Raw genomic sequence first — 25,829 nt, 5'->3', positions numbered from 1 at the left:
TCTCCGTCATGAAACCCAAACACGCCGCTTCCCGTTCCACCTCTTCGGCCGCTGCCAGCACCTCCGCGACCGCGTCCGCCGCCAAGTCGGCCAAGGCACCTGCGAAGTCGCCTGCCAAGGCCAAGACCCCGGCCAAGCCGGCTGTCCCGCGCAAGGCCGCGCCGCCGGCCAAGCCGGCCGTGACCGTTCCGGCCACCGCCAAGGTGATCGACGCCGCGCCGGTCGCCAGCGGTTTCAGCCTGGCGCCGGTGTTCGCGGCGCTGCGCAAGCGCTACCCGGCCGCACGCCAGGAGCAGGCGCAGACCTTCGCCGAGGAGTTCTACAAGCGCATGGAGGAGGACGAGTTCCCCCACCACAGCGCGCAGGAGTGGGCGGCACTGGCCGCGTCGATGCTGGAATTCGCGCGCAAGCGCAAGCCGGGCACGGTCAACGTGCGGGTGTTCAACCCGAACCTGAAGGACGACGGCTGGGAGTCGTCGCACACCGTGCTGCAGATCGTCAACGACGACATGCCGTTCCTGGTCGATTCGGTGAGCATGGCGCTGGCGGAACTGGGCATCGGCGTGCACGTGCTGGGCCACCCGGTGCTGCGCATGCAGCGCGACAAGGGCGGCACGCTGGAGAGCGTGGGCGAGGGCAAGGCGGAATCGCTGATGGCGCTGGAGATCGACCGCCAGCCGCCGGAGGACATGGCCAAGGTGGAAGCGGCGATCCGACGCATCCTCGGCGAGGTGCGCAACATCGTGCGCGACTGGGGCAGCATGCGCGAGAAGATGCTGGCGTTGGCCGACGACCTGACCACGCGGCGCCTGCCGGTGGACGACAAGGGCCGGCGCGAGGCGCAGGAGTTCCTGCGCTGGGCCGCGGCCGACCACTTCACCTTCTTCGGCTACCGCGAGTACCGCGTGGAGAAGCAGGGCGGCGAAGACGTGCTGGCGCCGCTGGAAGACAGCGGCCTGGGCCTGCTGCGCGGGCAGGACAAGTCGCCGGCGCGGCCGGTGCGCACGCTGGCCGCACACGGCCTCAGCGAGTCCGGTACCAAGGAAGCGCTGATCCTGACCAAGACCAATGCGCGCTCGCGGGTGCACCGCAGCGGCTACATGGACTACATCGGCGTGCTGGAGTTCGACGCCAAGGGCCGCATCATCGCCGAGCAGCGCTTCCTCGGCCTGTTCACCTCCAGCGCCTACAACCGCCGCCCGTGGGAGATCCCGCTGGTGCGCGAGCGCTTCGACTCGGTCATGCGCAAGTCCGAGCTGACCCCGAGCAGCCACAGCGGCAAGGCGTTGCGCCACATCCTGGAGACGCTGCCGCGCGAGGAGCTGTTCCAGTCCAACGAGGAAGAGCTGTACCGCACGGCGATGGGCATCCTCGGCCTGCAGGAGCGGGTGCGCAGCCGCCTGTTCCTTCGCCGCGACAAGTACGGCCGCTTCATTTCCGCGCTGGTGTACATCCCGCGCGAGCGCTTCAACACCGACGTGCGCCTGCGCATCGAGGCGTTGCTGAAGGACGCGCTGCACGGCGAATACATCGATTCCAGCGTGGTGCTGGGCGAATCGCCGCTGGCGCAGCTGCACCTGATCGTGCGGCCGAAGCCGGGCGAGGCGCTGGAGTTCGACACCAGCGAGCTGGAGTCGCGTCTGGCGCACCTGCTGCGCAACTGGCACGACGACCTGCGCGAAGCGCTGGTGGCCAGCTGCGGCGAGCGCGATGGCCTGCGCCTGGCCGCCGGCTACGGCCGCGCGCTGCCGGCCGGCTACATCGAGGAGTCGACCGCGCAGATCGCCGCGCGCGACGTGGAGCGCCTGGCCGCGTTGCGTGGTCCGGAAGACCTGCATCTGAGCCTGCAGGCGTTGCGCCGCGACGGCGCCGACAGCCTGCGCCTGAAGCTGTACCGCCAGCACGACGACCTGCCGCTGTCCGACGTGCTGCCGATGATGGAGAACCTGGGCCTGCGGGTGATCTCCGAGCGTCCGTACCGGCTGGTGGTCGACGGCACCGCGCTGTCGATCCAGGATTTCGAGGTCGAGCCGCTGGCCGGCAGCATCGACGTGGAAGCCGCCGACGCGCCGCTGTGCGAGGCGTTCGTGCGGATCTGGCGCGGCGATGCCGAGAACGACGGCTTCAACCGCCTGATCGTCGGCGCCAGCCTGAGCTGGCGCCAGGTCGCGGTGCTGCGCGGCTACTGCAAGTATCTGCTGCAGACCGGCGTGCCGTTCTCGCAGGCCTATGTGGAAGAGACCTGCAACCGCTATCCGCTGCTGGCCCGGCTGCTGGTGGAACTGTTCGAGGCGCGCTTCGATCCGGCCACCGGCAACGAGAGCAAGGCGCAGATCGCCGAGGGCCAGGCCGCGCTGTCCGCGCAGCTGCGCCTGCTGGCCAACGGCGACGATGCCGCGCTGAAGGCGCTGCAGCCGGTGATCGACGCGCGCAGCGGCAGCCGCGCCGCGCAGCTGGAGGCGGTCTCGGCCGCGCTGCTGAAGCTGTTCGACCAGGTGGCGAGCCTGGACGAGGACCGCATCCTGCGCAGCTTCAAGGGCGTGATCGAGGCGACCCTGCGCACCAGCCACTACCAGCGCGCCGCCGACGGCGGGCTGGGCCACTGCATCAGCTTCAAGCTGGATTCGGCCAAGGTGCCGGACCTGCCCAAGCCGCGTCCGTACCGCGAAATCTTCGTGTACGGCCCGCGCGTGGAAGGCGTGCACCTGCGCTTCGGCGCGGTGGCGCGCGGCGGCCTGCGCTGGTCTGACCGGCGCGAGGACTTCCGCACCGAGGTGCTGGGCCTGGTCAAGGCGCAGATGGTCAAGAACACGGTGATCGTGCCGGTCGGCGCCAAGGGCGGCTTCTTCTGCAAGCGCCCGCCGGTCGGTGGTGACCGCGATGCGGTGCTGGCCGAAGGCATCGCCTGCTACAAGCTGTTCATCCAGGGCCTGCTGGACATCACCGACAACATCGTCGGCGGCAAGATCGTGCCGCCGCCGCAGGTGGTGCGCCACGACCAGGACGATCCGTACCTGGTGGTCGCCGCCGACAAGGGCACGGCCACCTTCTCCGACATCGCCAATGGTCTGGCGCTGGACCACGGCTTCTGGCTGGGCGATGCGTTCGCCTCCGGCGGCTCGGTCGGCTACGACCACAAGGGCATGGGCATCACCGCGCGCGGCGCCTGGGAGTCGGTCAAGCGCCATTTCCGCGCGCTGGGCCGCGATTGCCAGAGCGAGGACTTCACCTGCGTGGGCATCGGCGACATGTCCGGCGACGTGTTCGGCAACGGCATGCTGCTGTCGCGCCACATCCGCCTGCTCGCCGCGTTCGACCACCGCCACATCTTCCTCGACCCGAACCCGGACGCGGCGACGTCCTTCGCCGAGCGCGAGCGCCTGTTCAAGCTGCCGCGCTCCAGCTGGGCCGACTACGACGCCAAGCTGATCAGCGCCGGCGGCGGCATCTACCCGCGCACGCTCAAGTCGATCGAGATCAGCGCGCCGGTACGCGAGGCGCTGGGCCTGGAGCCGGGCGTCAAGCAGCTCTCGCCGAACGACCTGATGAACGCCATCCTCAAGGCGCCGGTGGACCTGTTCTGGAACGGTGGCATCGGCACCTACGTCAAGGCGGCCATCGAGACCCATGGCGACGTCGGCGACCGCGCCAACAACGGCCTGCGCGTCAACGGCGGCGAACTGCGTTGCAAGGTCGTGGGCGAGGGCGGCAACCTCGGCCTGACCCAGCTCGGCCGCATCGAGGCCGCGCAGGTCGGCGTGCTGCTCAACACCGACTTCATCGACAACTCGGCCGGCGTGGATACGTCCGACCACGAGGTCAACATCAAGATCCTGCTCAACGACGTGGTGCAGGCCAAGAAGCTGACCCTGGACGCGCGCAACAAGCTGCTGGCGTCGATGACCGACGAAGTCGCCGAGCTGGTGCTGTGGGACAACATCCGCCAGAACCAGGCGCTGAGCCTGATGGAGCGGATGAGCGTCACCCGCCTGGGCTCCAAGCAGCACTTCATCCGCACCCTGGAAGCGCAGGGCCTGCTCGACCGGCAGATCGAATACCTGCCCTCGGACGCGGAGATCTCCGCGCGCAAGGCGCGTGGCCAGGGCCTGACCCGGCCGGAACTGGCGGTGCTGCTGTCCTATTCCAAGCTGGTGGCGTTCCAGCAACTGCTCGAATCGGACATTCCCGAGGACCCGTACCTGTCCAAGGAACTGCAGCGCTACTTCCCGCAGCCGCTGCAGAAGAAGTACGCCGACGCGATGGAGCGGCACCGCCTCAAGCGCGAGATCATCGCCACCGCGGTCACCAACACCACCATCAATCGCATGGGCGCCACCTTCCTGATGCGCATGCAGGAAGACACCGGCCGCAGCATCGCCGAGGTCGCCAAGGCCTACACCATCAGCCGCGAGACGCTGGATGCGCGCGCGCTGTGGACGCAGATCGATGCGCTGGACGGCAAGGTGCCCGAGTCGGTGCAGATCGACGCGCTGGAGGTGATCTGGACGCTGCAGCGCGCCTTCGTACGCTGGCTGCTGTTCCGTCCGGGCCCGATGCCGGGCATCACCGCGGCGGTGGAGCGCTACTACGAGCCGTTCAACGACATCCGCGTCGCCTCCGGCGTGCTGCCCGATTCGCAGCGTCCGCGCTACGAAGCGCTGGTGCAGGAGTGGCAGGACAAGGGCCTGCCGCCGGCGCTCGCCCAGCAGCTGTCGGAACTGCGCTTCCTGGAGCCGGCGTTCGACATCATCGAGATGGCGCGCACCCGCAAGCTCAAGCCGGTGGAGGTGTCGAAGGTGCACTTCCGCCTGGGCGAGGCGCTGCAGCTGCCGTGGCTGTTCGAGCAGATCGACGCGCTGGAGGTCAACGGCCGCTGGCATGCGGTGGCCCGCGGCGTGCTGCGCGACGAGTTGGCCAAGCACCACGGTGTGCTGGCCGGCCAGGCGCTGAGCCTGCCGGGTGGCACCGCCGAGGCCAAGGTGCAGCATTGGCTGCAGCGCGACGACAGCAGCCTGCGCTTCACCCTGAGCATGCTGCAGGAACTGGCCGCGCAGAAGACGCTGGACTACCCGACGGTGTCGGTGGCGGTACAGCGGCTCGGCCAGCTGGCGGCGCACGGGGTGACGGCACACGGGGTGTAGCCCCGTGGTCAGGCCCGCTGCGCGGGCCTGACCCAACCGTTTGCGCCGCAAACGGTTGGCGCCGCACGGCGGCCTTGCCTATCCCCCGCGGCTTCGCCGCGCCCCCCTTAACAGAAGGGGGGCTCTCCTCCATTGCCGAGATTGGGAAGTCGGGATTGGGGATTCGCCAAGCGGATCCCCATCGCTCGACGCGACCGCCCGCTTCTACCAATCCCGAATCCCGAATCCCGAATCCCGGCCTTTATCGGTGTTTGCCGCGTTCGCAGCCCGGCCTCCGATGCGACAGCCCGCTTCTGCGAATCCCCAATCCCGATTCCCGAATCCCGGCTTTCATGACCGGGCAGGTATGATCGGCGCCATGAATGCGCCCATGCCGTCCTCGCCCCGCATCTGCTTCCTCGCCAGCGTCACGCCGGAATCCCAGCGTGCGCGCGAACAACTGGTCACGCGCTACGGCGATTGCGAGCCCGCCGACGCCGATGTGCTGTGCGCGCTCGGCGGCGATGGCTTCATGCTGCAGACCCTGCATCGTCACGGCAGCCTGGGCAAGCCGGTGTTCGGCATGAAGCTGGGCACGGTCGGCTTCCTGATGAACCAGTTCCGCGACGACGACCTGGTCGCGCGTTTGGCCCTGGCCGAGCCGGCCAAGCTACGGCCGCTGGAAATGCTGGCGCAGACCGAATCCGGCGCCACCACCGGCTCGCTGGCCTACAACGAGGTCTCGTTGCTGCGGCAGACCCGCCAGGCCGCGCACGTGAGCATCGATCTCAACGGCCAGACCCGGGTCGATGAATTGATCTGCGACGGCGTGCTGGTGTCCACCCCGGCCGGCAGTACCGCCTACAACTCTTCCGCGCACGGACCGATCCTGCCGTTGGGCTCGCACACCCTGGCGCTGACCCCGATCGCGCCGTACCGGCCGCGGCGCTGGCGCGGCGCGATCCTCAAGGCCGACATCGAGGTGCGCTTCCGCGTATTGGACCCGTACAAGCGCCCGGTCAGCGTCACCGCCGACTCGCACGAGACCCGCGACGTGGTCGAAGTCACCATCCGCGAATCCCGCGACCGCCTGGTCACTTTGCTGTTCGACCCGGAACACAATCTGGAGGAGCGGATCCTGAGCGAGCAATTCATGGTGTAGGGGCGGGGATTCGGGAGTCGGGATTGGGGATTCGCAACAGCGCATCCGCTTTGCTTCCGGTCTCCAGTCCACGTTCCGACTCCTTTGCCCGCTTTTGCCAATCCCCAATCCCCACTGCCGAATCCCTGCTCTCATGTCCGACAACTCCCCCCGTCTGCTCACCGTCGCGGTCACCTCGCGCGCCCTGTTCGATCTGGAAGAGGGCCATGCCCTGTTCGAGCGGGACGGCGTGGAGGCGTACAGCGCGTACCAGCGCGAGCGCGAGGACGATGTGCTCGCGCCCGGGGTCGCGTTCCCGGTGGTGCGCAAGCTGCTGGCGCTGAACCAGGGCACGCCGCCGGAGACGCCGCCGGTGGAGGTGATCCTGCTGTCGCGCAATTCCGCCGACACCGGGCTGCGCATCTTCAATTCCATCCAGCACTACGGCCTGGGCATCGTCCGCGCCACCTTCACCTCCGGCGAGGCGACCTGGCCCTACGTCAAGCCGTTCGGTACCGACCTGTTCCTCTCGGCCAACCCGGAGTCGGTGCGCCGCGCGCTCAGCCACGGCATCGCCGCGGCGACCATCCTGCCCAAGCCGCCCGGCGAGCACGCGCAGGAGGCGGCCGCGGCGGCAGGCGCGATCGATGCCGATCGTCTGTCCACGCAGTTGCGCATCGCCTTCGACGGCGATGCGGTGATCTTCGGCGACGAGGGCGAGCGTTTCTCGCGCGAGCAGGGCGTGGAGGCGTTCGGCCGCTACGAGCGCGAGAACGCGCGCCAGCCGCTGACCGGCGGCCCGTTCCGCAATTTCCTGTCGGCGCTGCACGCGCTGCAGTCGGCGTTCCCGGCCGGCGAGGCCTCGCCGATCCGCACCGCGCTGGTCACCGCGCGCTCGGCGCCCGCGCACGAGCGGGTGATCCGCACCCTGCGCGAATGGGGGGTGCGCCTGGACGAGGCGCTGTTCCTCGGCGGCCGTCACAAGGGGCCGTTCCTGCAGGCCTTCGGCGCGGACATCTTCTTCGACGATTCGCAGCACAACATCGACAGCGCGGCCCGCGAGCGCGTCGCCGCCGGGCATGTGCCGCACGGGGTCGCCAACGACATCGCCAAGCCGTGAGCGCGGCGCCCGGCGGCGGCCGCTGGGCTGCGCTGCGCCGCCTGCTGCGGCCAGCCGTGGACGCGCGCGCCGACCTGCGTCCCGGGCGACCCTACGTACGCCATGGCTGGCGCTATACCAGCCTGCAGTTCAAGGGCGAGGTGACGCAGAGCCGCATGTACACCTGGTGGCCGGACGTGCTGCAGGTGGGCTACACCCGCAGCATGCTGGCCGCGCTGCTGTTGCGTCCGGACCCGCGGCGGATCGGCATCGTCGGCCTCGGCGGCGGCTCGCAGGCCAAGTTCTGCTATCGGCACCTGCCGCAGGCGCGGATCGAGGCGATCGAGGCCGATGCCGACGTGCTGGCCTTGCGCGCCGCCTTCCGCATTCCGGACGACGACGCGCGCTTCGAGGCCGTGCACGGCGACGGCGCGCGGCTGCTCCCGCAGCGGCGCGACCGCTACGACCTGCTGCTGCTCGACGCCTACGATGCCGACGGCATCCCGGCGGCGCTGCTCAGCCGCGGCTTCTACGAGGACTGCCATGCGGCGCTGGCGCCGGGCGGGGTGCTGGCGGTGAACCTGTACGACACCGACACCCGCCGCCACCTGGGGCATCTGCGCGCGCTATTCGGCGGCCGCGTGCTGCGCCTGGACGAGCCGGGCATGGACAACCACGTGGTGTTCGCCTGGACCGGCGCGCTGCCGGCGCTGGAGGCGCACGCGGCGCTGGCGCGCCTGCCGTGGTCGGCGCGCTGGCAATTGCGCACGCCGTTTCATCGCTTGCAGCAAGCGATGGCGGGCAGGACCGGGGCAGGCACTCAGCGCTAGGCAGGATCTGGCTTCGTAGGGGCACTATGTCCTTCGAGTTGCGACGTGCAGGCGCGATGCTCTGCGCGCCTGCCCCATCGGCCTTTCCGGCGGCCACCGGCTGCTCACCCGAAGCGCGGACTGGCGCGTGCCGGTACGGGTCGGGGCGCGCACTGGCACGATGCGCACGGCGGTGCGCAGTCGCTGCAGCGTGAATGGTGGTTGCGGGGTGCGCGAGGTGAGCATCTGCGATGTGGCGCGCGCGAGGACATCCTTGCCTGGCGCCTGCAGCGCCCGGTCCGCGGCACCTGTCTGGACGCAGCCCGCCATCGCTGGCAAACACGTCCCGCTCAGCTGCGATTTGCGAAAATCCTGCCGTCTTTGATGGAAGAGTTCTCGCATCGATGCGTCCGCGACAAGGTTCAGCTGCGTCCCTGCCTGCGCACACGAGCGCACATCCCCAGGCTGCCACGATTCTGTGGCGGACCACGGTTCCCGGCGTGGCCGCCCATCGACTCTGGGTGGATGACCAGGCCGGGCATGTGCTGGTCGCGGATGGATGGGGCGTCAGCTTCGGTGCGCTGCGGGTTCGCGCGCTGGCCATGGCGACGGGGGCCGAACTGGCGTCGGTCGCCCTCGGCAACCAGGCGCGGGCGTTCGCCAGAGACGGCGAGGGCAGCGTTCTGGTGGCCACCGATACCAAGCTGTTCCGGCTCGATGCCGGCACGCTGCGCGTAGTGGAAAAATGGACCTCGCGCATTCCGCGTTACATCGATCGCCTGTTGCCGCTGGGCGGCCACGTGCATGCGGCGAACGCGCGCTCCGCACAGCTCAGCGCCATCGCGCTGGCGGATGGCAGCGTGCGGCGCAGGGCGCTGGCGGACGAATTGCAGCTGCACGCGACGCCCGACGCGAAGCTCCTGGCGGTGGCGGCCGAGGGCAGCCTCTGGCTGGCGGAGCCGGGCCTGCCGCAGCCGCCCAAGCGCATCGCGCAGACGCCGCCGACCTGCCAATCGGCGATGGATGGACAGGGCCGCCTCTGGCTCTCGCTCGGACCCGGCCGGATCGTCGAGGGCAATCGGGTGTTCTGGGCAGCGCCGACCGCGACCGCCGGCTTCATGGACCCGCCATACACGTCGGTGACGGAGATCGACCTCGGCATGGACTTCTGGAACATCGCGGTCACCCGGGATGGCAGCATGCTGTCGGTGGCCGCAACGACGCCGACAACCGACGAGTCGCCGCGCCATGTGCAGACCAGCGTTGCCTCTTTTCGTACCGACGATGGCGGCCGGCACCGGTGGGTGCAGGCGCCGCCGGAGTTCGAGATCGTATTGATGTGCCCTGACGCGGGATGCGCGTTCGCCACCCGCAACCTGTGGCGCAGTGCCGGCGATCCGGAACTGTCCGAGTTGATCTGCCTGCAGCTGTAGCGCTTCCGCGCGCGCCGAGTCGTGTGGTGTGGGCGGGGACCTCAGCGAGCCTCTTGCAAACGCGCTTGTCGGTGGCTCAGCGGACCACCTCGTCGCGCTTGTAGGAGCGGTTTCAGCCGCGACGGGCGTTACTGATGCCCTGCGTCGCCGCTGATTCATGAGAAGTGATGCTGCGGCTGATGGTCCAACGCTGCGTCGCGTCACGTTAAGTGAGCGGATCGAGATCGCTAGAGTGCCTAGTGTGGGAGGGACTTCAGTCCCAACTGCAGGCTGCCTGATGAAACATTGGCGCTTCGCCCGTCGCGACTGAAGTCGCTCCTACAAGAGCAACGCGCATGCGTGGCGGCTCGAGGTGGCCTCCAGTCTCCGGCCGCGCCCATTTGCCGCCAACCGCCGCATCGCCTACAACGGCAGCAGGATATTGCTGAGCTTCCACTGCAGGCCGTCGCGCGTGAATACGAAGGGTACCGCGGTGCCGTCGGCGGTGTGCACGGTGGCAACGAAGCGCGTGGTCGATTCGAAGCGGTGCTCGGCCTGGCGCAGCGGTTGCGGCGGGCGCGGCGCGGCGTAGGTGTCGCCGCCGACGGTGTCGCCGCTGGCGCGTTTCCACAATGCATCGCCCTGCATCAGCGCACCGATGCCGGCCGGGGTGACCATCGCGTCCACGCTCATCCCGCCGAGGCCACCGGCCAGCGACAGCAGCGCGCCACCGAACAGGCTGGACTGCAGGTCCGGCCCGGCGCGGCGCACCAGCGCATCGTCCACCTGCGCCTTGAGGTTGACCCGCAGGGTGGGGAAGTCGACGTAGCGTTCCAACGCGGCGGCATCGCGCTCGCGCAGTGCCTGGTCGATACCGCGGATGGCCAGGTACGGCCCGGCGGCGACATAGCCGCCGAGGGCGAGCAGGGCGAGGAACAGCAATGCCAGCCATTTCTTCATCGCATGTCTCCTTGCGCGTGTGGGCGTTCTGTAGGAGCGGCTTCCGCCGCGACGCGTGACCGGTAATGCCTGTCGCGGCTGAAGCCGCTCCTGCAGCGAGCGTTGCCTCCCTAGAATTCCAGATCCAGCGCCGCGCACAGATAGTCCACGAATGGACCCAGCGTCTGCAGGTCGGCGGCGATTTGCGTACGCAGCCGCGGGCCGGTCATGGTCGCGTCGTCGAGCTGGCGCCAGAACACCCAGTTCTTGTGCTTGAGGTCGTCGATGCATTCGAAGTCGGCCGGGAAACCGCGCGGCGGCCGCACCAGCATCTCGCTTTCCTCGAAATCGAAGCGGCGGCGCAGCGCCGGCGCATGCGCGGCGGCCTTCCAACTGCCGGGATTGTCGAAGATGAACTGGCGCACCTTGCGCTGCGTGTCCGGCTCCGGATGCCACAGCCCGGCGCCGACGAAGCTCTCGCCCGGCTGCAGGTGGATGTAGAACGAGGGCGCCGGCACCTGCTTGCGCCGCTCATGGAACAGGCGCGCGCCCTGCCAGGTCTTGTACGGCGACTTGTCGTGGGAGAAGCGCGCGTCGCGATGGATGCGGAACAGCGAACCGCCGACACCGCGCGGATCGGCGCGGAAGTGCTCGCTGACCTGGGCCAGGTCCGGCTGCAGGTCGGTGATCAGGCGCAGGAACGGCTGGCGCACGTGTTCTTCGTACTTGTGCCGGTTGTCGTTGAACCAGGCCTTGTCGTTGTGCCGCGCCAGGGCACGCAGGAACTTGAAGCTGGCGTCGCTGAAATAGCTGGTCATAGGCTGCGTTGCAGGTCGTGGCCCCAGGCGGCCAACTGGTCGAGCAGGGCTTGCTTGGTAGCATCCTGCGGGTGAGCCAGGCGTAAACCGGCCAGCTCCGCGTAGAAGCCGTCGAAGCTCAGTTCGGACAGGCCGCTGTCCTGCTGCAGGCGCTGCCGCCGGTAGTCGTCCCAGCGCGCCTGCTCGGCGATGGACAGGCTTTCCGGCCAATTGCGCGCGCGGTAGCGGAACAGCAGTTCGGGCAGGCGCGGATCGCGGAACTGGCCTTCCAGTGCAGCCAATTGCGCCGGCGGGGTGGCGCGGACCTGTGCCATTGCGCGCTTGTCGCCATCGGCGAGGAAGCCGTCGTACAGCGAGGCGTCGACATCGGCCGGCACCGCGGCGCGCTCGTTGGCGAACACGCGCCGCACCTTCTCCGCCAGCGCCGGGCCGGCCTCGCGCAGGCGCGCGGCCTTGGCCAGGAGGTGCGCCGGGTCCAGTCGCAGCCGGGCGAAATCCGCCTCGCGCAGGTGCGCCCAGGCGACCAGTGCCGGCGCCTTGTTCAGATGCACTTCCTTGAGCGGGATGCGCTGTTCGCCTTCGGGCAGATCGGCCTGCGGCGTGTACAGGCGATCGGCGATCTGTTCCGGCGAATAGCGCAGCAGCGGCTCGATGTCGCCTTCCAGGTCGAACACCAGCACGCGGCTGTCGATGCGCGGATGCCGCGCCAGCGGCAGCACCGGCGCCGCACACAGGCGCGCGGCCGGATAGCGCATCGACACGTGCAGCACCGGCTGCATCGCCACCGCGTCGAGCAGGCCGCCGCAGAAGCGCTTGTCGCGCAGCTTCAGCGCGTAGTCCCACAGCCGCGGCTGGCTGCGGCGGAAGTGCCGGGCCATGCCGATGGTGGCGTACACGTCGGACAGCGCCTCGTGCGCATCGCCGTCGCGCACGCCATTGGCCAGTGCCAGTTGCTCCAGCTTGAACGAGGTGGCGCCGTCCTCGCGCTGCGGCCAGACGATGCCCTCCGGGCGCAGCGCGTGCATCAGCCGCAGCATGTCCAGCAGGTCCCAGCGCGAGTTGCCGTTGCGCCACTCGCGTTCGTAGGGATCGTGGAAATTGCGGAACAGGCCGTGGCGCACGAACTCGTCGTCGAAGCGCAGCGAGTTGTAGCCCAGCGTGCAGGTCTGCGGCCGTGCCATCTGCTCGGCGATGCGTGCGAACGCCTCGGCTTCGCTGACGCCCTCGCGCAAAGCCTGCTGCGGGGTGATGCCGGTGATCAGGGTGGCGACCGGCGAGGGCAGCAGGTCGTCGGCCGGCTTGACGAAGAAACTGATCGGCTCCTCGATCACGTTGAGTTCGGCATCGGTGCGCACCGCGGCGAACTGCGCGATGCGCGTGCGCCGTGGATCGGCGCCGAAGGTTTCCAGGTCGTAGAAGAGGAAGCTGTCTGGCATGAAGAGTCGAATGGTCCGGGCAAGGCAGGCGAGGCGCGGAGCGCGGCAGTGCTTGTGTAGGAGCGGCTTCAGCCGCGACGGGCGTTACCGGGAATGTCCGCCGCGGCGCTCCTAGGGAAGATAGGACATCCGGATAGGGTACGCCGGTTCAATGCGCCCCCTCCAGCGGTGCCAGCCGCGCGTGCACGATGCGCTCCAGCCGGTTCCAGTCGATCCGCGACAGATCGCTGTGGCCCTGCGTGGCCTGGACCAGGATGTCGCGCTGCACCTCGCTGCGTTCCAGCGCCTGCGCGTACGGCGTGCGCAGGAAGGTGACCATGGTGTAGTGCGGCACGAAGCGGGTGGGATGCCGTGCCTGCAGGGCCTGGCCGAGTTCGCGCTGCAGCAGGAAACCCGCGTCGCCGACGCGGTCGCGCATTTCCACGTAGTTCTCCAGCGCCATCTGCTGAATCGCGCCGGCGTTGGGCTTGCGCTCGGCCTCGAAGGCGGCGTAGGCGCGCGCCAGGTCCGGCTCGCGCTGCAGGTGCGCGGCCAGCGCCGCGCAATCCTCGAACGCGCAGTTCATGCCTTGCCCGTGGAACGGCACCATCGCGTGCGCGGCGTCGCCCAGCAGCACCGCGCGGCCGTCCAGGTGCCAGCGCTCCAGGCGCAGCGTGCCGAGCAGGCCCGGCGGATGCTGTTCCCAGTGCTCGGCCAGTTGCGGCATCAGCGGCAGTGCGTCGGCGAAATCGCGCGCGAACAGCGCCAGCGCCTCCTCGCCGCTGCGCACCGTGGCGAAGCTCGGCTCGCCCTTGTTGGGCAGGAACAGGGTGACGGTGAAGGTGCCTTCATCGTTGGGCAGGGCGATGCACATGTAATGCCCGCGCGGCCAGATGTGCAGCGCGTTGGGTTCGATGCGGAAGCCGCCGCTGGCGCTGGGCGGGATCTCCAGTTCCTTGTAGGAATGATCGAGGAACTCGATGTGCTCGGCCATCGGCGCCTTGCGCTGCATCGCTGCGCGCAGCGCCGAGCCGGCGCCGTCGGCGCCGATCATGCTGTCGAAGCGGATGTCGTGCGGCTGGTCGTCGCGGTCGTCGATGAAGCGCGCATAGCCGGCATCGAAATCCACCGTGTGCAGGCGCCGGTAGAAGTGGATGCGCGCGCCGGCCTGTTCGGCCAGTTGCAGCAGGGTGATGTTCAGATCGTTGCGGTGCACCGACCAGATCACTTCGCTGTCGTCGCGGCCGTAGCGCTGCAATTGCTGCTGGCCGTCGGCGAAATGCACCATGCGCCCGCGCATCATCACCGCCTTGGCCATCACCGCGGCATCGGCGCCGGCCTGGCGCAGCACGTGCAGGCCGCGTTCGGCCAGGGCCAGGTTGATCGAGCGGCCGCGCTCGTAATCGTGCACGCGCGGGTCGCCGCGGCGTTCGTAGACGGTGACCTGCCAGCCCTGGCGCGAGAGCAGGATGGCGAGCAGGGAGCCGGCCAGGCCGGCGCCGATCAGGGTGATGCTGCGGGGGGATGCGTTCAATGCGGTGTCCGGAAAGCGCGGCAGGCCGCCGCGCGAAAAAGGCGGCTCAGACGCCGGCCCAGGTTTCCACTTCCTCGACGAAGCGGTAGACGTCGCGGTAGCGGTTGTACAACGGCACCGGGCTGATCCGGATCACGTCCGGTTCGCGCCAGTCGCCGAGCACGCCGACCGATTGCAGGTACTCGAACAGGGCACGGCCGCGCTCGCGGCCGCCGGCCACGCGCAGCGACAGCTGGCAGCCGCGCTGTGCCGGGTCGGACGGGGTGATGATCTGCAGGGTGTCGGCCAGGCGGGCGCGGATCAGCGTCTCCAGGTAGCCGGTGAGCTGCTGCGACTTCTGCCGCAGCGCGTCCAGCCCGGCGCGCTCGAACAGGTCCAGCGAGGCGCGCAGCGGCGCCATGCTCAGGATCGGCGGATTGCTCAGCTGCCAGCCGTCGGCGCCGGGCGCGGCGACGAACTCGGGCGCCATGCGGAAGCGGGTGCGCTTGTCGTGGCCCCACCAGCCGGCGAAGCGCGGGGTGTCGCCGTGGCCGTGGCGCTCGTGCACGAAGGCGCCGGCGACCGCGCCGGGGCCGGCGTTGAGGTATTTGTAGTGGCACCACACCGCGAAGTCCGGGGCGGCATCGTGCAGGTGCAGCGGCACGTTGCCGATGGCATGGGCCAGGTCGAAACCGACCGCGGCGCCGGCCGCACGCGCCAGCTGCGCCACCGCAGCCAGGTCGAACGCCTGGCCGGTGCGGTACTGCACGCCCGGCCACAGCACCAGCGCCAGGCGCGGGCCATGCTCGCCGATGGCGCGCTCGATCGCCGCCAGCGACACGGTGCCGTCGGCGCCGTCGGGCTGCACTTCGATCAGGTCGGTGGCCGGGTCGAGGCCGTGGAAGCGGATCTGCGAGGCCACCGCGTGCTGGTCGGAAGGAAACGCGCCGGCCTCGATCAGGATCGCCGGGCGCTCGCGGGTGGGCCGGTAGAAGCTGACCATGAGCAGGTGCAGGTTCACCGTCAGCGTGTTCATCGCCACCACTTCGTGCGGATGCGCGCCGACCAGCCGTGCCAGCGGCGCAGCCAGCAGTTCGTGGTAGGTCATCCACTGGGTGTCGCCGTTGAAATGGCCTTCCACCGCCAGCGACGACCATTTGTCCAGCACCTCCTGCACCGCGGCGCGCGCGCCGCGCGGCTGCAGGCCCAGCGAGTTGCCGACGAAATAGGCCTGGTCGGCGCCCTGGTGCTGCGGGAACAGGAACTCCTGGCGCAGGGCCCGCAGCGGATCGGCGGCGTCGAGGGCGATGGCATGCTGGCGGGACAGGATCTCGTTCATCGGCTTGGGTTCCTGGAAGCAGGGCGAGAGTCTAGAGGGTGTGGGACGACGTGAGGTAGCTAACCGGAGGCGTGGCGCTTGGGGCGCTGCGGACGTTGCTGGCGCCGTCGGTACGACGCGCCTTCACCCGCTGCGCTGCGCGCCCACCGGCGGCGGATCCTTCGATGCCGCCGCGGCCGGCAGCAGCGCACCGCGAACCAGGTGGGTGAGGGTGCCGATGCTGTCGGCGACGCGGTCGCTGGTGTCGGCCAGCGCGGCCAGGGCGCCGCCGTCGCTGCCGTCCTGCTGCGCAGCCAGTGCCTCGGCCAGGCGCCGCTCGTCCGTGCGCAGGCTGGCCTGCGGCGGCGCCGTGCCGGTGCGCAGGCTCTCGGCCAGTTCGGTCAGTGCGGCGTGCGCCTGCTGCCGGAACTGCGGCAGTTCCGGCAGCGGCGGCAACGGCGGCGCATCGCGCAGCACCGCCTCCAGCGCCAGCGAGGCGCGGATCAGCCGGTTGCCGTTGGCCAGCACGGATTCGGCCAGGGTCAGTTCGCGCAGGTTGCGCTTGCGCCGTGGCTCGCCGCGCAGGCGTTCGATCGAGGCCTGGGCATTGGTGCGGGCGGTGCGCGAGGCCGCGCGGGTGTCCGGCAGCGCCTGCAGGCGCCCCTCCAGCACCGCGTCGAGATGGTCGCGGTAGGCGAGCAGCAACTGCGCCAGGATGGCGCGGATGTGCTTGCGTTCCCAGGTCGGCCACAGCGCGTAGGCCGCCAGCGCCAGGGCGCTGCCGAGCACGGTGGCCTGGATGCGCTCGCCGATCGCCTCGCCCGGGGCCATGCCCTCGAACGACAGCAACAGCACCAGCATGCCGGTCAGGCAGGCCACGCCGAGCCCGTAGTTGACCTGGGTGAGCAGGCGGAAGCCCAGGCAGAACACCGTCAGCAACAGCAGCCGCACCACCGCCCCGTCCATTACGAAATGCGCCAGCACGGTGGCCAGCAGCAGCCCGGCGAAGGTGCCGGCCACGCGCAGCGCGCCGAAGCTGAGGGTGCCGCCGAAATCCGGCTTGAGCACGATCGCGGTGGTCATCGGGATCCAGTAGCCGTGCGGGATCGCCTGCCAGCGGGCGAACAGCACCGCCAGCGCCAGGCATACCCCACAGCGCAGCGCGTGGCGGAACGCCACCGACGACAGGTTCAGGTTCGCCCGCAATGTCTGCAGCGGCGCCAGCGGGCGCAACGCCGGCGGCAGCCGCGCTTCGGCCAGTTCGGCCTGGATCTCGCCGCGGCTGCTGGCCCAGCGGCCATTGCGCACCAGCGCGCGCAGCTGGCCGCCCAGGCCTTGCGCGCGGGCCACGGCGATGCGCAGCAGGCGTCGTTCGCGGGTGTCCTCGGTCTGCGCCTGCACCTGCGCCAGGGCCTCGACCAGATCGTCGAAGCCGGTCATCGAGTCGTTGGCGGCGTCGGGGTCTTCGGCGCTGTCCAGCGCATGCGCCAGCTGGTCCAGCACCACCGCGCTGCGTTCGAGCACGCGTTCGATCGGCAGCCGCGCGGGCGACGCTGCGTCCAGGCGCCCGTGCAGATCGGCCAGGGTCAGCAGCTCCAGCCGCGCGCGTTCGCACAGCTCGGCGATGACCCGGAACGCCTGCACCGCACGCCCGCGCGAACGGTGTTCGCCGTGCAGCATCACCATTGCCTCGAGCACCGCTTCGGTGGCCGGCGGCGCCGCGGTCGCGCTCGGCCGCTGGCGGGCGAGGCCGGCCAGTTGCCGCATCAGGTCGGCCAGGGCGAAGCGCTCCGGGCGGTAGCGCTGCAGCGGCCAGGCCGCCAGCGCCATCAGCATCTGCAGCACGCCGCCGGCGAAGATCAGCGCGGCCACGCCCACGCTCTGCGCAGGCGGCAGTCCTACGTCGGCGCTGACCACCAGCAGGATCATGCTGGTCAGCCCGACCCGCGCCGCCACCGGACCCAGCGCCACCAGCAGGCCGCCGCCCAGGCCGAGCAGCAGCGCGCACAGCGCCAGTGCGACCGTGTGCGCGCCGATCAGCATGCCCAGCAACGCGGCCACGCCCGCCGCCAGCGCGGCCATCAGCATGCGCTGCATCCGCGCCCGGTACGGGCCGGGCTGGTCGGAGAACATGGTGTTGAGCGCGCCGGTGGACACCGCCAGGCCCAGTTCGGCATGGCCGGCGGCCACGCCCAGCGCCAGCGGCGCGACCACCGCGGCGGTGTTGCGCAGGGCCACGCGCACCGGCACGTCGCGCGGCTTGAGCGCGATCAGGCCGCGCAGCATCGCGATGGGGAACGGCGCGGGCGCAGGGCGGTCACGGCGCGGCGGCAGCGGCCGGCAGCGGATGCACGTGGCCGCAGGCGGCGCAGGTGCGCACCGATTCGGACGCGTAGAAGCGCGCGAACACCGGCGGGAAGTCGGTCTCGATGTTCTGCAGCGGGAAGTAGGCTTCGTACAGCAGGTGGTTGCAGCGCTCGCAGTACCACAGCAGGCCATCCTGTTCGTGCGGCAGGCGTCGCCGCTCGATCACCAGGCCCACCGACTCCGGTCCGCGTTGCGGGGAGTGCGGCACCTTCGGCGGCAGCAGGAAGGTCTCGCCGGCGCGGATCGGGATCTCGCGCACCGCGCCGTCCTCCTGGATCTTCAGCACCATCTCGCCTTCGAGCTGGTAGAACCACTCCGGGCCTTCGTCGTAGTGGTAGTCGCTGCGCGCGTTCGGCCCGCCGACCACCATCACGATGAAGTCGCCGGCATGCATGCACTTGTTGCCGACCGGCGGCTTCAGCAGGTGCCGGTGGGCGTCGATCCAGGCGTGCAGGTTCAACGGGGCAGGGAGCATGGGGATCCTCGCGGGCGATGACGGAACGGCGCGCGCCGCTCAGCGGTCCTCGCGGTCCTGGCTGATGCGCGCCAGGGCGGCATCGTAGCGCGGCACCAGGTCGTCGATGCGACCGAGTTCCATGCCCAGGTCGTGCACGCGGCCGTCGCGCAGGCTGTAGACCCAGCCGTGCACGGTCAGTTCCTGGCCACGTGCCCAGGCGTCGAGCACGATCGAGGTGCGGCTGACGTTGACCACCTGCTCGAGCACGTTGAGTTCGCACAGCCGCGCGTGCTGCACGTTGAGCGCGCCGGCCTGCTGCAGGCAGTGCTCGTGCTTCTCGGCCACGTCGGTGACGTGGCGGATCCAGTTGTCGACCAGGCCCAGCCGCGCGCGGGTCAGGCCGGCATGCACTCCGCCGCAACCGTAGTGGCCGACCACCAGGATGTGCCGCACCTTCAGCACCTCGACCGCGAACTGGATCACCGACAGGCAGTTGAGGTCGGTATGCACCACCACGTTGGCGATGTTGCGGTGGACGAACACCTCGCCCGGCGCCATGTCGATGATCTGGTTCGCCGGCACCCGCGAGTCGGAACAGCCGATCCACAGGTACTCCGGGGTCTGCTGCTTGGACAGGCGGCTGAAGAACTCCGGATCCTCGCGGTTGATGCGTTCGGACCAGGAGCGGTTGTTGTCCAGGAGTTGCGCGATTTTGCTCATAGCGTCGCATTATTCCAGAAGCCTGGGTCCGGCGTGCAGCTGACGCATACGCCGACGCGCATGAGGGCCGCGGCGCCTCAGTGCGCAGGCGTCGCCGGATCGGGCTTTTGCCGATCCCGTTGGCGCGGCCCGCTGCGCAGACTTCCTCCACGCCCACACCGGGCATCAGCGGAGGATCCCATGGCCGACTTCAACGCGTTCTTTTCGACCCTGCTCAAGCACGAGGGCGGCTTCGTCAACGATCCGGTCGATCCGGGCGGCGCCACCAACAAGGGCATCACCCTGGCGACCTTCCGCGTGTACGCCAAGAGCCTGCTGCAACTGGAACCGACCCTGGACAACCTGCGCGCGCTCACCGACGCGCAGGCCGGGGTGATCTACAAGACCTGCTACTGGAATGCGGTGCATGGTGACGAGATCGCGCTGCAGCCGCTGGTCAACATCCTGTTCGACTTCCAGGTCAATGCCGGCAACAACGCCATCAAGCTGCTGCAACGCGTGCTCAATGCGCAGACTCCGACGCTGAAGCTGCCGGAGGACGGCAAGTTGGGCTCGGCCACCCTGGCGGCGCTGTTGGCGGCCGACCAGCGCGATCTGTACGCACGCTACAAGCAGGGCCGGCGCGACTACTACCAGCGGCTGGTCGCGGCCAGGCCGCCGCTGGCCAAGTTTCTCAAGGGCTGGCTGGCGCGCACCGATTCCTTCCCCGACCTGAGCTGAGCGCGCACACGGCGTACGACGCCGATCCGCCGCCGTCGCCGACGGCAGCCTTCTTTCCCCAGGAGCGACCATGGCTGGACCGACCGCATTGAACGACCTGATCGAAGCGCTGGCCGGCGCCGTGATCGAGGCGCAGGACCGCATCGAGCAGCACCAGATGGCCAACCTCGGCGACTACTTCGACGAGTTCCACCGGCCCAAGAGCGTGATCATCCGCCTGCCGTCGCAGCACCCGCAGGCCGCCGAAGGCGACGAGGACTACTACCGCGCGCCGCTGCTGCCGCTGGTCTCGACCAACGTGCTGCGGATCAAGGACGTGGAGATCAGCTTCGATGCGCAGCTCGGCGACCTCGGCGGCCTGCAATCCGCCGACGGCTTCTTCGCGCCGGAGTCGCCCGGCCCGCGCGGTGCCTGGCAGGCCAAGCGCACCGCCACCCGTTCCAGCGTGCGCGTGGATACCAGCGCCAGCGCGCGGAGCCAGCGCCAGAGTGCCGTCCACGTCGTGTTGCGCGTGGAGGGGACCGAACCGACTGACGGAGCTGCCAGATTGCTGAACCATCTGGCGCAGACGCAGGGCGTGTTCAAGACGGTCATGGCCGACAAGCCGGACGTCGCGGGCACGGACGATGTAACCAATCCCACCAACTAAGGAGTCACTGCAATGGCTGACGAACTCGTCAACATGTCAAGTCAATTCAAGGGTCTGCCGATGGGCGACCTGATCGGCGGCCCGCTGGATGCGGCCTGCGACGCGCAGGTCAAACTGGCCCGCGCCACCGCCGATTTCATCCGCGTCATCGGCTTCTTGCCGCCGGACAACCCCGACCCGAAGAATCCGCAGGCGACCGGCGCCACCCGTACCGCCAGCTTCCGCTTCAAGCGGCCGGTCGACGACCCGGACAAGGCCGGTGGCATCGCCGAGGAGGACGTCGAACTGGAAGTGCCGCTGCTGGCCATCGTCAACGTGCCCAGCCTGAGCATCCAGACCGTGGACATCACCTTCGACATGGAAGTGAAGTCGTCCTTTTCCTCCAAGGAAAAGACCGATGCCTCGGCGTCGCTGTCGGCGGACGTGGAATACGGCTTCGGCCTGTTCAAGGCCAAGGTGCACATCCAGGGCTCGGTCTCCACCAGCAAGGAGAACACGCGCAGCTCGGACAACTCGGCCAAGTACCACGTCTCGGTGCATGCCGCCGACAAGGGTCCGCCGGAAGGCCTGGCGCGGGTGCTGGACATCCTGCAGACCTCGGTGGCGCCGCGCAAGATCGGCAAGCCGATCGCGGTCAACCCGTAATCCCATAGCGGTCCGTTGAACCATCTCGTCGGGGGACTCGTCAACGATGTTCGACCTTACTGAAGTCAAGTTCGTCAAGCGGGTCGTGGTCGGTAGCGACAACCCGACGCAGATGCAGTCGCCCGAGCAGATCGAGGCGGCGCGGGCTTTGCTCAACCGCTGCCTGAGCGATTCGCCGAAGGGCGCGATCATCGGCACCGAGAAGAATTTCGCCGTGCTGCAGATCGGCGAGCACCAGGTGGTGATGCAGTGGCTGTGCTACCACGTGGGCTTTCCGCGCAAGCCCGGCTGGTTGAAGGACGACTGATGGCCAGGCTGCGCTGCGAGTTCGACCTGTTCCTGCAGGGGCTGTCGGCGGCCTTGCTGGATGCGCAGCGGCGCTGCCGCGCGCGTCACGCACAGGCATTGCGCGCCTGCTTCGGCGCAGGCGAGACGCTGCAGGTGGAAACGGACGCGGCCGAGCCGCCGTCGCTGCAGATCCCGTTGTGGGAACTGCGCGCCTGGCAGTTGCCGCAGATCGGCGAGTTGGCCCTGGCCTTCGACGTCGAACTGGACGTGGTGGACGTGCCGGACGAGGCGCCGCGCCTGCTGCTGCAGGTGCAGCCGCGCCGGCCGCGCCGGCCCGGCCACCGCTTGCAGGTCCTGTTCCGCGGTACCCATACCCCGATCGGCGAGGTGCTGTTCGACGGTCAGCGGCTGAAGCTGTGGCACCTGTCCGACGCGCCCGCCCCGCACGATCCCGCCCAGGAGAGCGCACATGCGTAGACACGGCTTCATCCTGTCCCGGCACGACACCGACCTGTGGTGCCGAGAACTGCACATCGACCTGCGCTCGCTGGCCCGCGCGCAGCGGCTGCGCCGGCGTCGACGCCGGGCGCTGTGGCTGCTTGCCGTACTGTTTCTCGTGGCGGCCGTCCTGGCGCTGATCCGGTTCGGTCTGTCCTGACCGCGCCCTTCGTTTTACCTTCATATCCAACAGGAGAGTCGCATGCGTATCCGTTCGCGTGGTGTTGCGCGTTTCCCGCTCTGGCTGGGGCTGTGCCTGGCCCTGCCGTCCGCCGCCGTTGCCGCGCCGCAGGCGCCTACGCCTGCCGCGCCGGTCGCAGCGGCCAGTGCCGAGGCGCTGCCGCCCGGCGAATGGAACGGCACCCTGGCGACGGACGCGCAGCGCCTGGCCTCGGTGCGCCTGGTCCAGCGGGACGGCAAGGCCCGGTTGATGTTCGGCTCGCCGCTGAACTGCGCGCTGCTGGTCAAGCCGCAAGCGGACGGCAGCTTCGCGCTGGAGTCGATCAATGGCGGCGCCTACTGCGACAAGCTGATGGGCAAGCCGCTGCGCGTGCAACGCAGCGGCGACGACCTGCGGCTCAATGTCGGCGGCACGGACCTGCCGGTCGTGCTGCATACCGATCCGGGCCAGCCCAGCCCGCTGCAGGGCGCATGGCGCGGGTTGATTCGTCCCGATTACGGTAATGGGGCAGTTACCGTGCAGCTGAGCGTCGCCGCGACGCCGCAGGCGCCGGGCAACGCCACGGTACAGTTGCGCTACGGCGCGCCGCGCGAGTGCAGGGTGCAGGGACGCTACCTCGACACGCGCGAGGGAGCAGCGCTGTACGCGCTGGACATGAACGATCAGGGCACCTGCGCGCGCCTGGGCGACGGCCAGCTGACGCTGCGCGCGAGGCCGGACGGCAAGCTCGAACTGCAGACCGTGGACCGCGCCGGGACGCGCCGGGAAAACGCATTGCTGGAGCGTGCGCCCGCCAACCCGTAATCCGCCGCACGCAGGCGCCGGCCACCGCTTCCGTCCAGGAGTGTTGCGATGAACGTCTGGATCAAGACGCTGGCCGGCGCCCTGTGGCGTCGGCTGCGCGCGGCACGCAACGCCGTGCCGCGCCTGCCGCCGCCGGGCATCCTGCCGCAGTTGCGTGCGGAGTGCGAAGCGATGGCCCGCTACGCGCTGGAGCATGGCATGGCGGTGCCGCCGGAGCTGATTGCGCGGCTGTCCATGCTGTTATGCGCCGCTTCGTCGGACGGCGAGGCGGGCGACATCGAGCAGCGCGCGCACGAACTGGCGGTGACCCATCGGCGGTTGGCGCAACTGATCCGCCCGGCGACTCCGCAGGCGGTATTCCTGCTCGACGCCGAGCGGCGCCGTCCGCACTGGGCGACCTTGCTCGGTCCGCTGCCGCTGGTGCGCGCGCTGACCGCCACCTCGCTGTTGTTCCTGTTCGCGGTGGTGGCATCGGCGCTGTCCAGCAAGGTCAGCGCGGACAACGTGCGCCTGGGGTTCCTGGATTCCTCGGGCAGCGTGCTGCTGTGGAACGCGCTGTTCCTGCTGTTCTGCGCCGGCCTGGGCGCCTCGTTCTCCTCGCTGTTCCAGGTGCACCGCTACGTCGCCGACGCCAGCTACGACCCCAAGTACGACGCCTCCTACGGCGCACGCATGATCCTGGGCCTGATCGCCGGCCTGATCCTGGTCGAGGTGCTGCCGCCGGACCTGTTCGAAAGCGGTGGCATGCGCAGCTTCGGCAAGCCGACCCTGGCGATGCTCGGCGGCTTTTCCGCCACCGCGGTGTATCGCCTGCTGCAGCGCCTGGTCGACGCCATGGAAACGCTCGTGCGCGGCGACACCTCCGCGCAGGCGCAGGCGTCGCTGGAAGTGCAGCGCGCCAGCAACGACACCGAGCGCATGCGCTGGCAGGGCGAGCTGGCCGCGCAGTTGATGGCCTTGCAGCAGTCGATCGAGGCCGGCACGCCGCCGGCCGCGATCCAGCAGCGGCTCGCCGAGTTCGCCCGCGCCATGCTGCAGGTGGAGGCCGCCCGGTTACCGCCACCACCACCGCCGCCAACCGCTGCTGCGGAATGAGCATGCCGGCGTATCGCCGGCGTCCCACCATCGTTCGTCGGCGCAGGACTTCGTTCTGCGTCACAGCGTGTGCGCCCTAGCACGGGATTCTGTCTACAAACCGAGACTAATGCGGCAATCCGCACAAGTTCAGCCGTCGCCGCCATCCATATCAGCCTGAAGCCGATGGCCGCCATGGCCCAGCGTGACAAGCTGAGGACGTAACGCAAGCGCAGGTTCCGCGCTGTCGCATCGGTTGAAAAAAGGGGCGCGTCGCACTGCAGCGGACGCGGGTTGCCGCGCGGTCGCGCGTTGGGAGTTCCATTACCAACACAGGTAGAGAATGAACACACGTATCGTGATTGCCGCCGAACGCAGCATCGTGCTGGAGGGCATGGTGGCCCTGTTGGACAATACGCCGGACATCGACGTGGTCGGCCACGCGGTCGACGGACTGGAGTGCGTGCAACTGGTGACCCGGCAGCAGCCGGACGTCGTGCTGATGGATGTGATGCTGCCGGGACTCAACGGCATCGAGGCCACCCGTCGGCTACTGCAGCGCAGCCCGCGCAGCAAGGCCATCTGCATTGCCGCCTCCGATGCCGCAGTCAACGTACGCGCGGCCATCGACGCCGGCGCCAAGGGCTACCTGGCGCGCAACAGCACCTTCCACGAATTGCTGCGCGCGATCCAGCAGGTCGGCAACGATCAGTTGTACATCAGCCCGCAGCTGTCGCAGTCGCTGGTCAGCGAGTACCGCTGCCCGCCCGGTGACGCGGTTTCCGCCTATACGCTGCTGACCTCGCGCGAACGCGAGATCGTGCAGTTGCTGTCCGAGGGATTGTCGACCAAGGAGATCGCCGCGCGCCTGCACATCAGCGTCAAGACCATCGGCACCCATCGCGAGCACATCATGCTCAAGCTGGGCATGCAGAGCATCGCGCAGTTGACCCGGTACGCGATCCGCGAAGGCCTGTCGCCGCTGGACGGCGGCCGCGCCAGCGCACACCGCGCCGATCGCGACCGCCAAGGACCGGCCAGCCGTTGCGGCTGAGTGGCGCGCGCGTCATGGCGGTGCAGCCGCCAGGCGGCGCGCCCGGCGCTCGCGATCTTCATGCATCACGCATGCGTTGCGGTCGCTGCTGCGCTTCATTGGCCAGGCCTGACCGCTCTGCGTTCGGTCGTGCTCGCCACGCTGGATCGCGGCCGCGCGTTCAGTCCTGGCGTCGCGCGCGCATCAGTGCCGCAATGCCTTGCGCGCCGGCGTCGGCCTGGGCCTGCAACGCCTCGCGCACCGCGGCCTGGTTCGCCGGCGGATGGTTCTGGCTGAGCTTGAACTTCAGTTCGACCCGCTCGACCTCCAGGTGGAAGCCGACGATGCCGCGCAACTGGCGCCGGTGCGCGTCGTTGTCCGGCTCGTAGCGCCAGTCGCTGCCCAACGCGCGCTCGTGGCGTTCGCTCAGCCGCGCCACCACATCGGCCAGCATGGCCTCGTCGTCGCTGGGCTGCAGGTGACCGTGCAGGTGCGCCGTGGCGTAGTTCCAGGTCGGCACCCGCGCCATCGCGTCCTTGTCCGGATACCAGCCCGGCGAGACGTAGGCATGCGGGCCGTGCACGATCAGCAAGGCCGGCCCGGCGTGCCGGGCCTGCGGGTTGGCCCGCGACCAATGGCCTTCGACCAGGATGCGCGCGCCGTCGCGCCGGTACAGCACCGGCAACGGCGTGGCGCAGGGCAGGCCGTCGGCGACGGTGACCAGGGTGGCGAACGGGTGGTGCGCGATCAGCGCGTCCAGCGCGCCCAGGTCGTGTTCGGCGAAGGCGGGCGGAACGTGCATCGCCAGG

The 25,829-nt window shown here is 69.5% G+C and carries 23 protein-coding genes; 14 read left to right on the top strand and 9 right to left on the bottom strand.

Annotated elements, in window-relative coordinates; translation table 11 throughout:
• Positions 1-8: 8 nt before the first annotated feature.
• The 5 genes from FHR66_RS09990 to FHR66_RS09970 all read left to right on the top strand — a co-directional run bounded on the left by FHR66_RS09990 (position 9) and on the right by FHR66_RS09970 (position 9,602).
• Positions 9-5,141: an NAD-glutamate dehydrogenase gene (locus tag FHR66_RS09990; RefSeq protein ID WP_160967909.1), complete on the top strand. Its 5,133-nt coding sequence runs from the start codon at positions 9-11 to the stop codon at positions 5,139-5,141.
• 370 nt (positions 5,142-5,511) lie between these two features.
• A complete protein-coding gene (locus FHR66_RS09985; protein ID WP_184646711.1) occupies positions 5,512-6,282 on the top strand; it encodes an NAD kinase in 771 nt (256 codons plus the stop codon).
• 133 nt (positions 6,283-6,415) lie between these two features.
• Positions 6,416-7,381 carry a 5'-nucleotidase gene (locus tag FHR66_RS09980; RefSeq protein ID WP_160967905.1) on the top strand — a complete coding sequence of 322 codons (966 nt, stop codon included), beginning with the start codon at positions 6,416-6,418 and terminating at the stop codon, positions 7,379-7,381.
• Positions 7,378-8,190: a fused MFS/spermidine synthase gene (locus FHR66_RS09975; protein ID WP_160967904.1), complete on the top strand. Its 813-nt coding sequence runs from the start codon at positions 7,378-7,380 to the stop codon at positions 8,188-8,190. Before FHR66_RS09980 ends, FHR66_RS09975 begins: the two co-directional genes overlap by 4 nt.
• A gap of 479 nt (positions 8,191-8,669) precedes the next feature.
• Entirely contained in the window at positions 8,670-9,602 is a 933-nt protein-coding gene (locus tag FHR66_RS09970; protein WP_167087754.1) for a hypothetical protein, read from the top strand.
• Between the two features lie 402 nt (positions 9,603-10,004).
• Here FHR66_RS09970 and FHR66_RS09965 read toward each other — a convergent pair whose 3' ends face one another.
• The 8 genes from FHR66_RS09965 to can all read right to left on the bottom strand — a co-directional run bounded on the left by FHR66_RS09965 (position 10,005) and on the right by can (position 19,128).
• Positions 10,005-10,541 (bottom strand): DUF2939 domain-containing protein, encoded by a 537-nt coding sequence (locus FHR66_RS09965; protein WP_160967901.1) that lies wholly within the window; start codon positions 10,539-10,541, stop codon positions 10,005-10,007.
• Between the two features lie 110 nt (positions 10,542-10,651).
• Positions 10,652-11,338: a DUF2461 domain-containing protein gene (locus FHR66_RS09960; RefSeq protein WP_017914978.1), complete on the bottom strand. Its 687-nt coding sequence runs from the start codon at positions 11,336-11,338 to the stop codon at positions 10,652-10,654.
• Entirely contained in the window at positions 11,335-12,774 is a 1,440-nt protein-coding gene (gene sbcB, locus FHR66_RS09955) for an exodeoxyribonuclease I (protein WP_160967899.1), read from the bottom strand. The genes FHR66_RS09960 and sbcB overlap by 4 nt, the downstream gene beginning before the upstream one ends.
• Before the next feature lie 148 nt (positions 12,775-12,922).
• A complete protein-coding gene (locus FHR66_RS09950) occupies positions 12,923-14,287 on the bottom strand; it encodes an FAD-dependent oxidoreductase (protein WP_160967897.1) in 1,365 nt (454 codons plus the stop codon).
• 46 nt (positions 14,288-14,333) lie between these two features.
• Positions 14,334-15,605, bottom strand: a complete 1,272-nt coding sequence (gene kynU, locus FHR66_RS09945) for a kynureninase (protein ID WP_160967895.1) — start codon at positions 15,603-15,605, stop codon at positions 14,334-14,336.
• A gap of 123 nt (positions 15,606-15,728) precedes the next feature.
• On the bottom strand, positions 15,729-17,870 hold the full coding sequence (locus FHR66_RS09940) for an FUSC family protein (protein ID WP_160967894.1): 2,142 nt from the start codon (positions 17,868-17,870) through the stop codon (positions 15,729-15,731).
• 31 nt (positions 17,871-17,901) lie between these two features.
• Complete coding sequence (locus tag FHR66_RS09935; RefSeq protein ID WP_160967892.1) at positions 17,902-18,426, bottom strand: 3-hydroxyanthranilate 3,4-dioxygenase; 525 nt, start codon at positions 18,424-18,426, stop codon at positions 17,902-17,904.
• 39 nt (positions 18,427-18,465) lie between these two features.
• Entirely contained in the window at positions 18,466-19,128 is a 663-nt protein-coding gene (gene can, locus FHR66_RS09930) for a carbonate dehydratase (protein WP_160967890.1), read from the bottom strand.
• A gap of 180 nt (positions 19,129-19,308) precedes the next feature.
• Between can and FHR66_RS09925 the strand changes: the two genes are divergently transcribed.
• The 9 genes from FHR66_RS09925 to FHR66_RS09885 all read left to right on the top strand — a co-directional run bounded on the left by FHR66_RS09925 (position 19,309) and on the right by FHR66_RS09885 (position 25,041).
• A complete protein-coding gene (locus tag FHR66_RS09925) occupies positions 19,309-19,848 on the top strand; it encodes a glycoside hydrolase family 108 protein (RefSeq protein ID WP_160967888.1) in 540 nt (179 codons plus the stop codon).
• A gap of 70 nt (positions 19,849-19,918) precedes the next feature.
• Positions 19,919-20,497, top strand: a complete 579-nt coding sequence (locus tag FHR66_RS09920) for a DUF2589 domain-containing protein (protein ID WP_173003349.1) — start codon at positions 19,919-19,921, stop codon at positions 20,495-20,497.
• Positions 20,498-20,509: 12 nt separating this feature from the next.
• Positions 20,510-21,142 (top strand): DUF2589 domain-containing protein, encoded by a 633-nt coding sequence (locus FHR66_RS09915; RefSeq protein ID WP_160967886.1) that lies wholly within the window; start codon positions 20,510-20,512, stop codon positions 21,140-21,142.
• 46 nt (positions 21,143-21,188) lie between these two features.
• Positions 21,189-21,449 (top strand): hypothetical protein, encoded by a 261-nt coding sequence (locus tag FHR66_RS09910; protein WP_048492013.1) that lies wholly within the window; start codon positions 21,189-21,191, stop codon positions 21,447-21,449.
• Positions 21,449-21,907: a hypothetical protein gene (locus tag FHR66_RS09905; RefSeq protein WP_167087751.1), complete on the top strand. Its 459-nt coding sequence runs from the start codon at positions 21,449-21,451 to the stop codon at positions 21,905-21,907. The genes FHR66_RS09910 and FHR66_RS09905 overlap by 1 nt, the downstream gene beginning before the upstream one ends.
• Complete coding sequence (locus FHR66_RS09900; protein WP_160967882.1) at positions 21,900-22,088, top strand: hypothetical protein; 189 nt, start codon at positions 21,900-21,902, stop codon at positions 22,086-22,088. Before FHR66_RS09905 ends, FHR66_RS09900 begins: the two co-directional genes overlap by 8 nt.
• A 42-nt stretch (positions 22,089-22,130) precedes the next feature.
• Positions 22,131-22,913, top strand: coding sequence for a hypothetical protein (locus FHR66_RS09895; protein ID WP_160967880.1), 783 nt, complete (start codon positions 22,131-22,133; stop codon positions 22,911-22,913).
• A gap of 171 nt (positions 22,914-23,084) precedes the next feature.
• Complete coding sequence (locus tag FHR66_RS09890; protein WP_425612951.1) at positions 23,085-24,008, top strand: hypothetical protein; 924 nt, start codon at positions 23,085-23,087, stop codon at positions 24,006-24,008.
• 322 nt (positions 24,009-24,330) lie between these two features.
• On the top strand, positions 24,331-25,041 hold the full coding sequence (locus FHR66_RS09885; protein ID WP_160967876.1) for a response regulator: 711 nt from the start codon (positions 24,331-24,333) through the stop codon (positions 25,039-25,041).
• A 160-nt stretch (positions 25,042-25,201) separates the two neighbouring features.
• Here the strand turns inward: FHR66_RS09885 and FHR66_RS09880 are convergent, their stop codons facing one another.
• Complete coding sequence (locus tag FHR66_RS09880) at positions 25,202-25,822, bottom strand: FMN-binding negative transcriptional regulator (RefSeq protein ID WP_160967874.1); 621 nt, start codon at positions 25,820-25,822, stop codon at positions 25,202-25,204.
• Between the last annotated feature and the right edge of the window lie 7 nt (positions 25,823-25,829).

This window comes from Xanthomonas sp. F4 (assembly GCF_011761895.1).
Note: the sequence above shows the minus strand (reverse complement) of the source record. Positions and strands in the feature narration are given on the sequence as shown.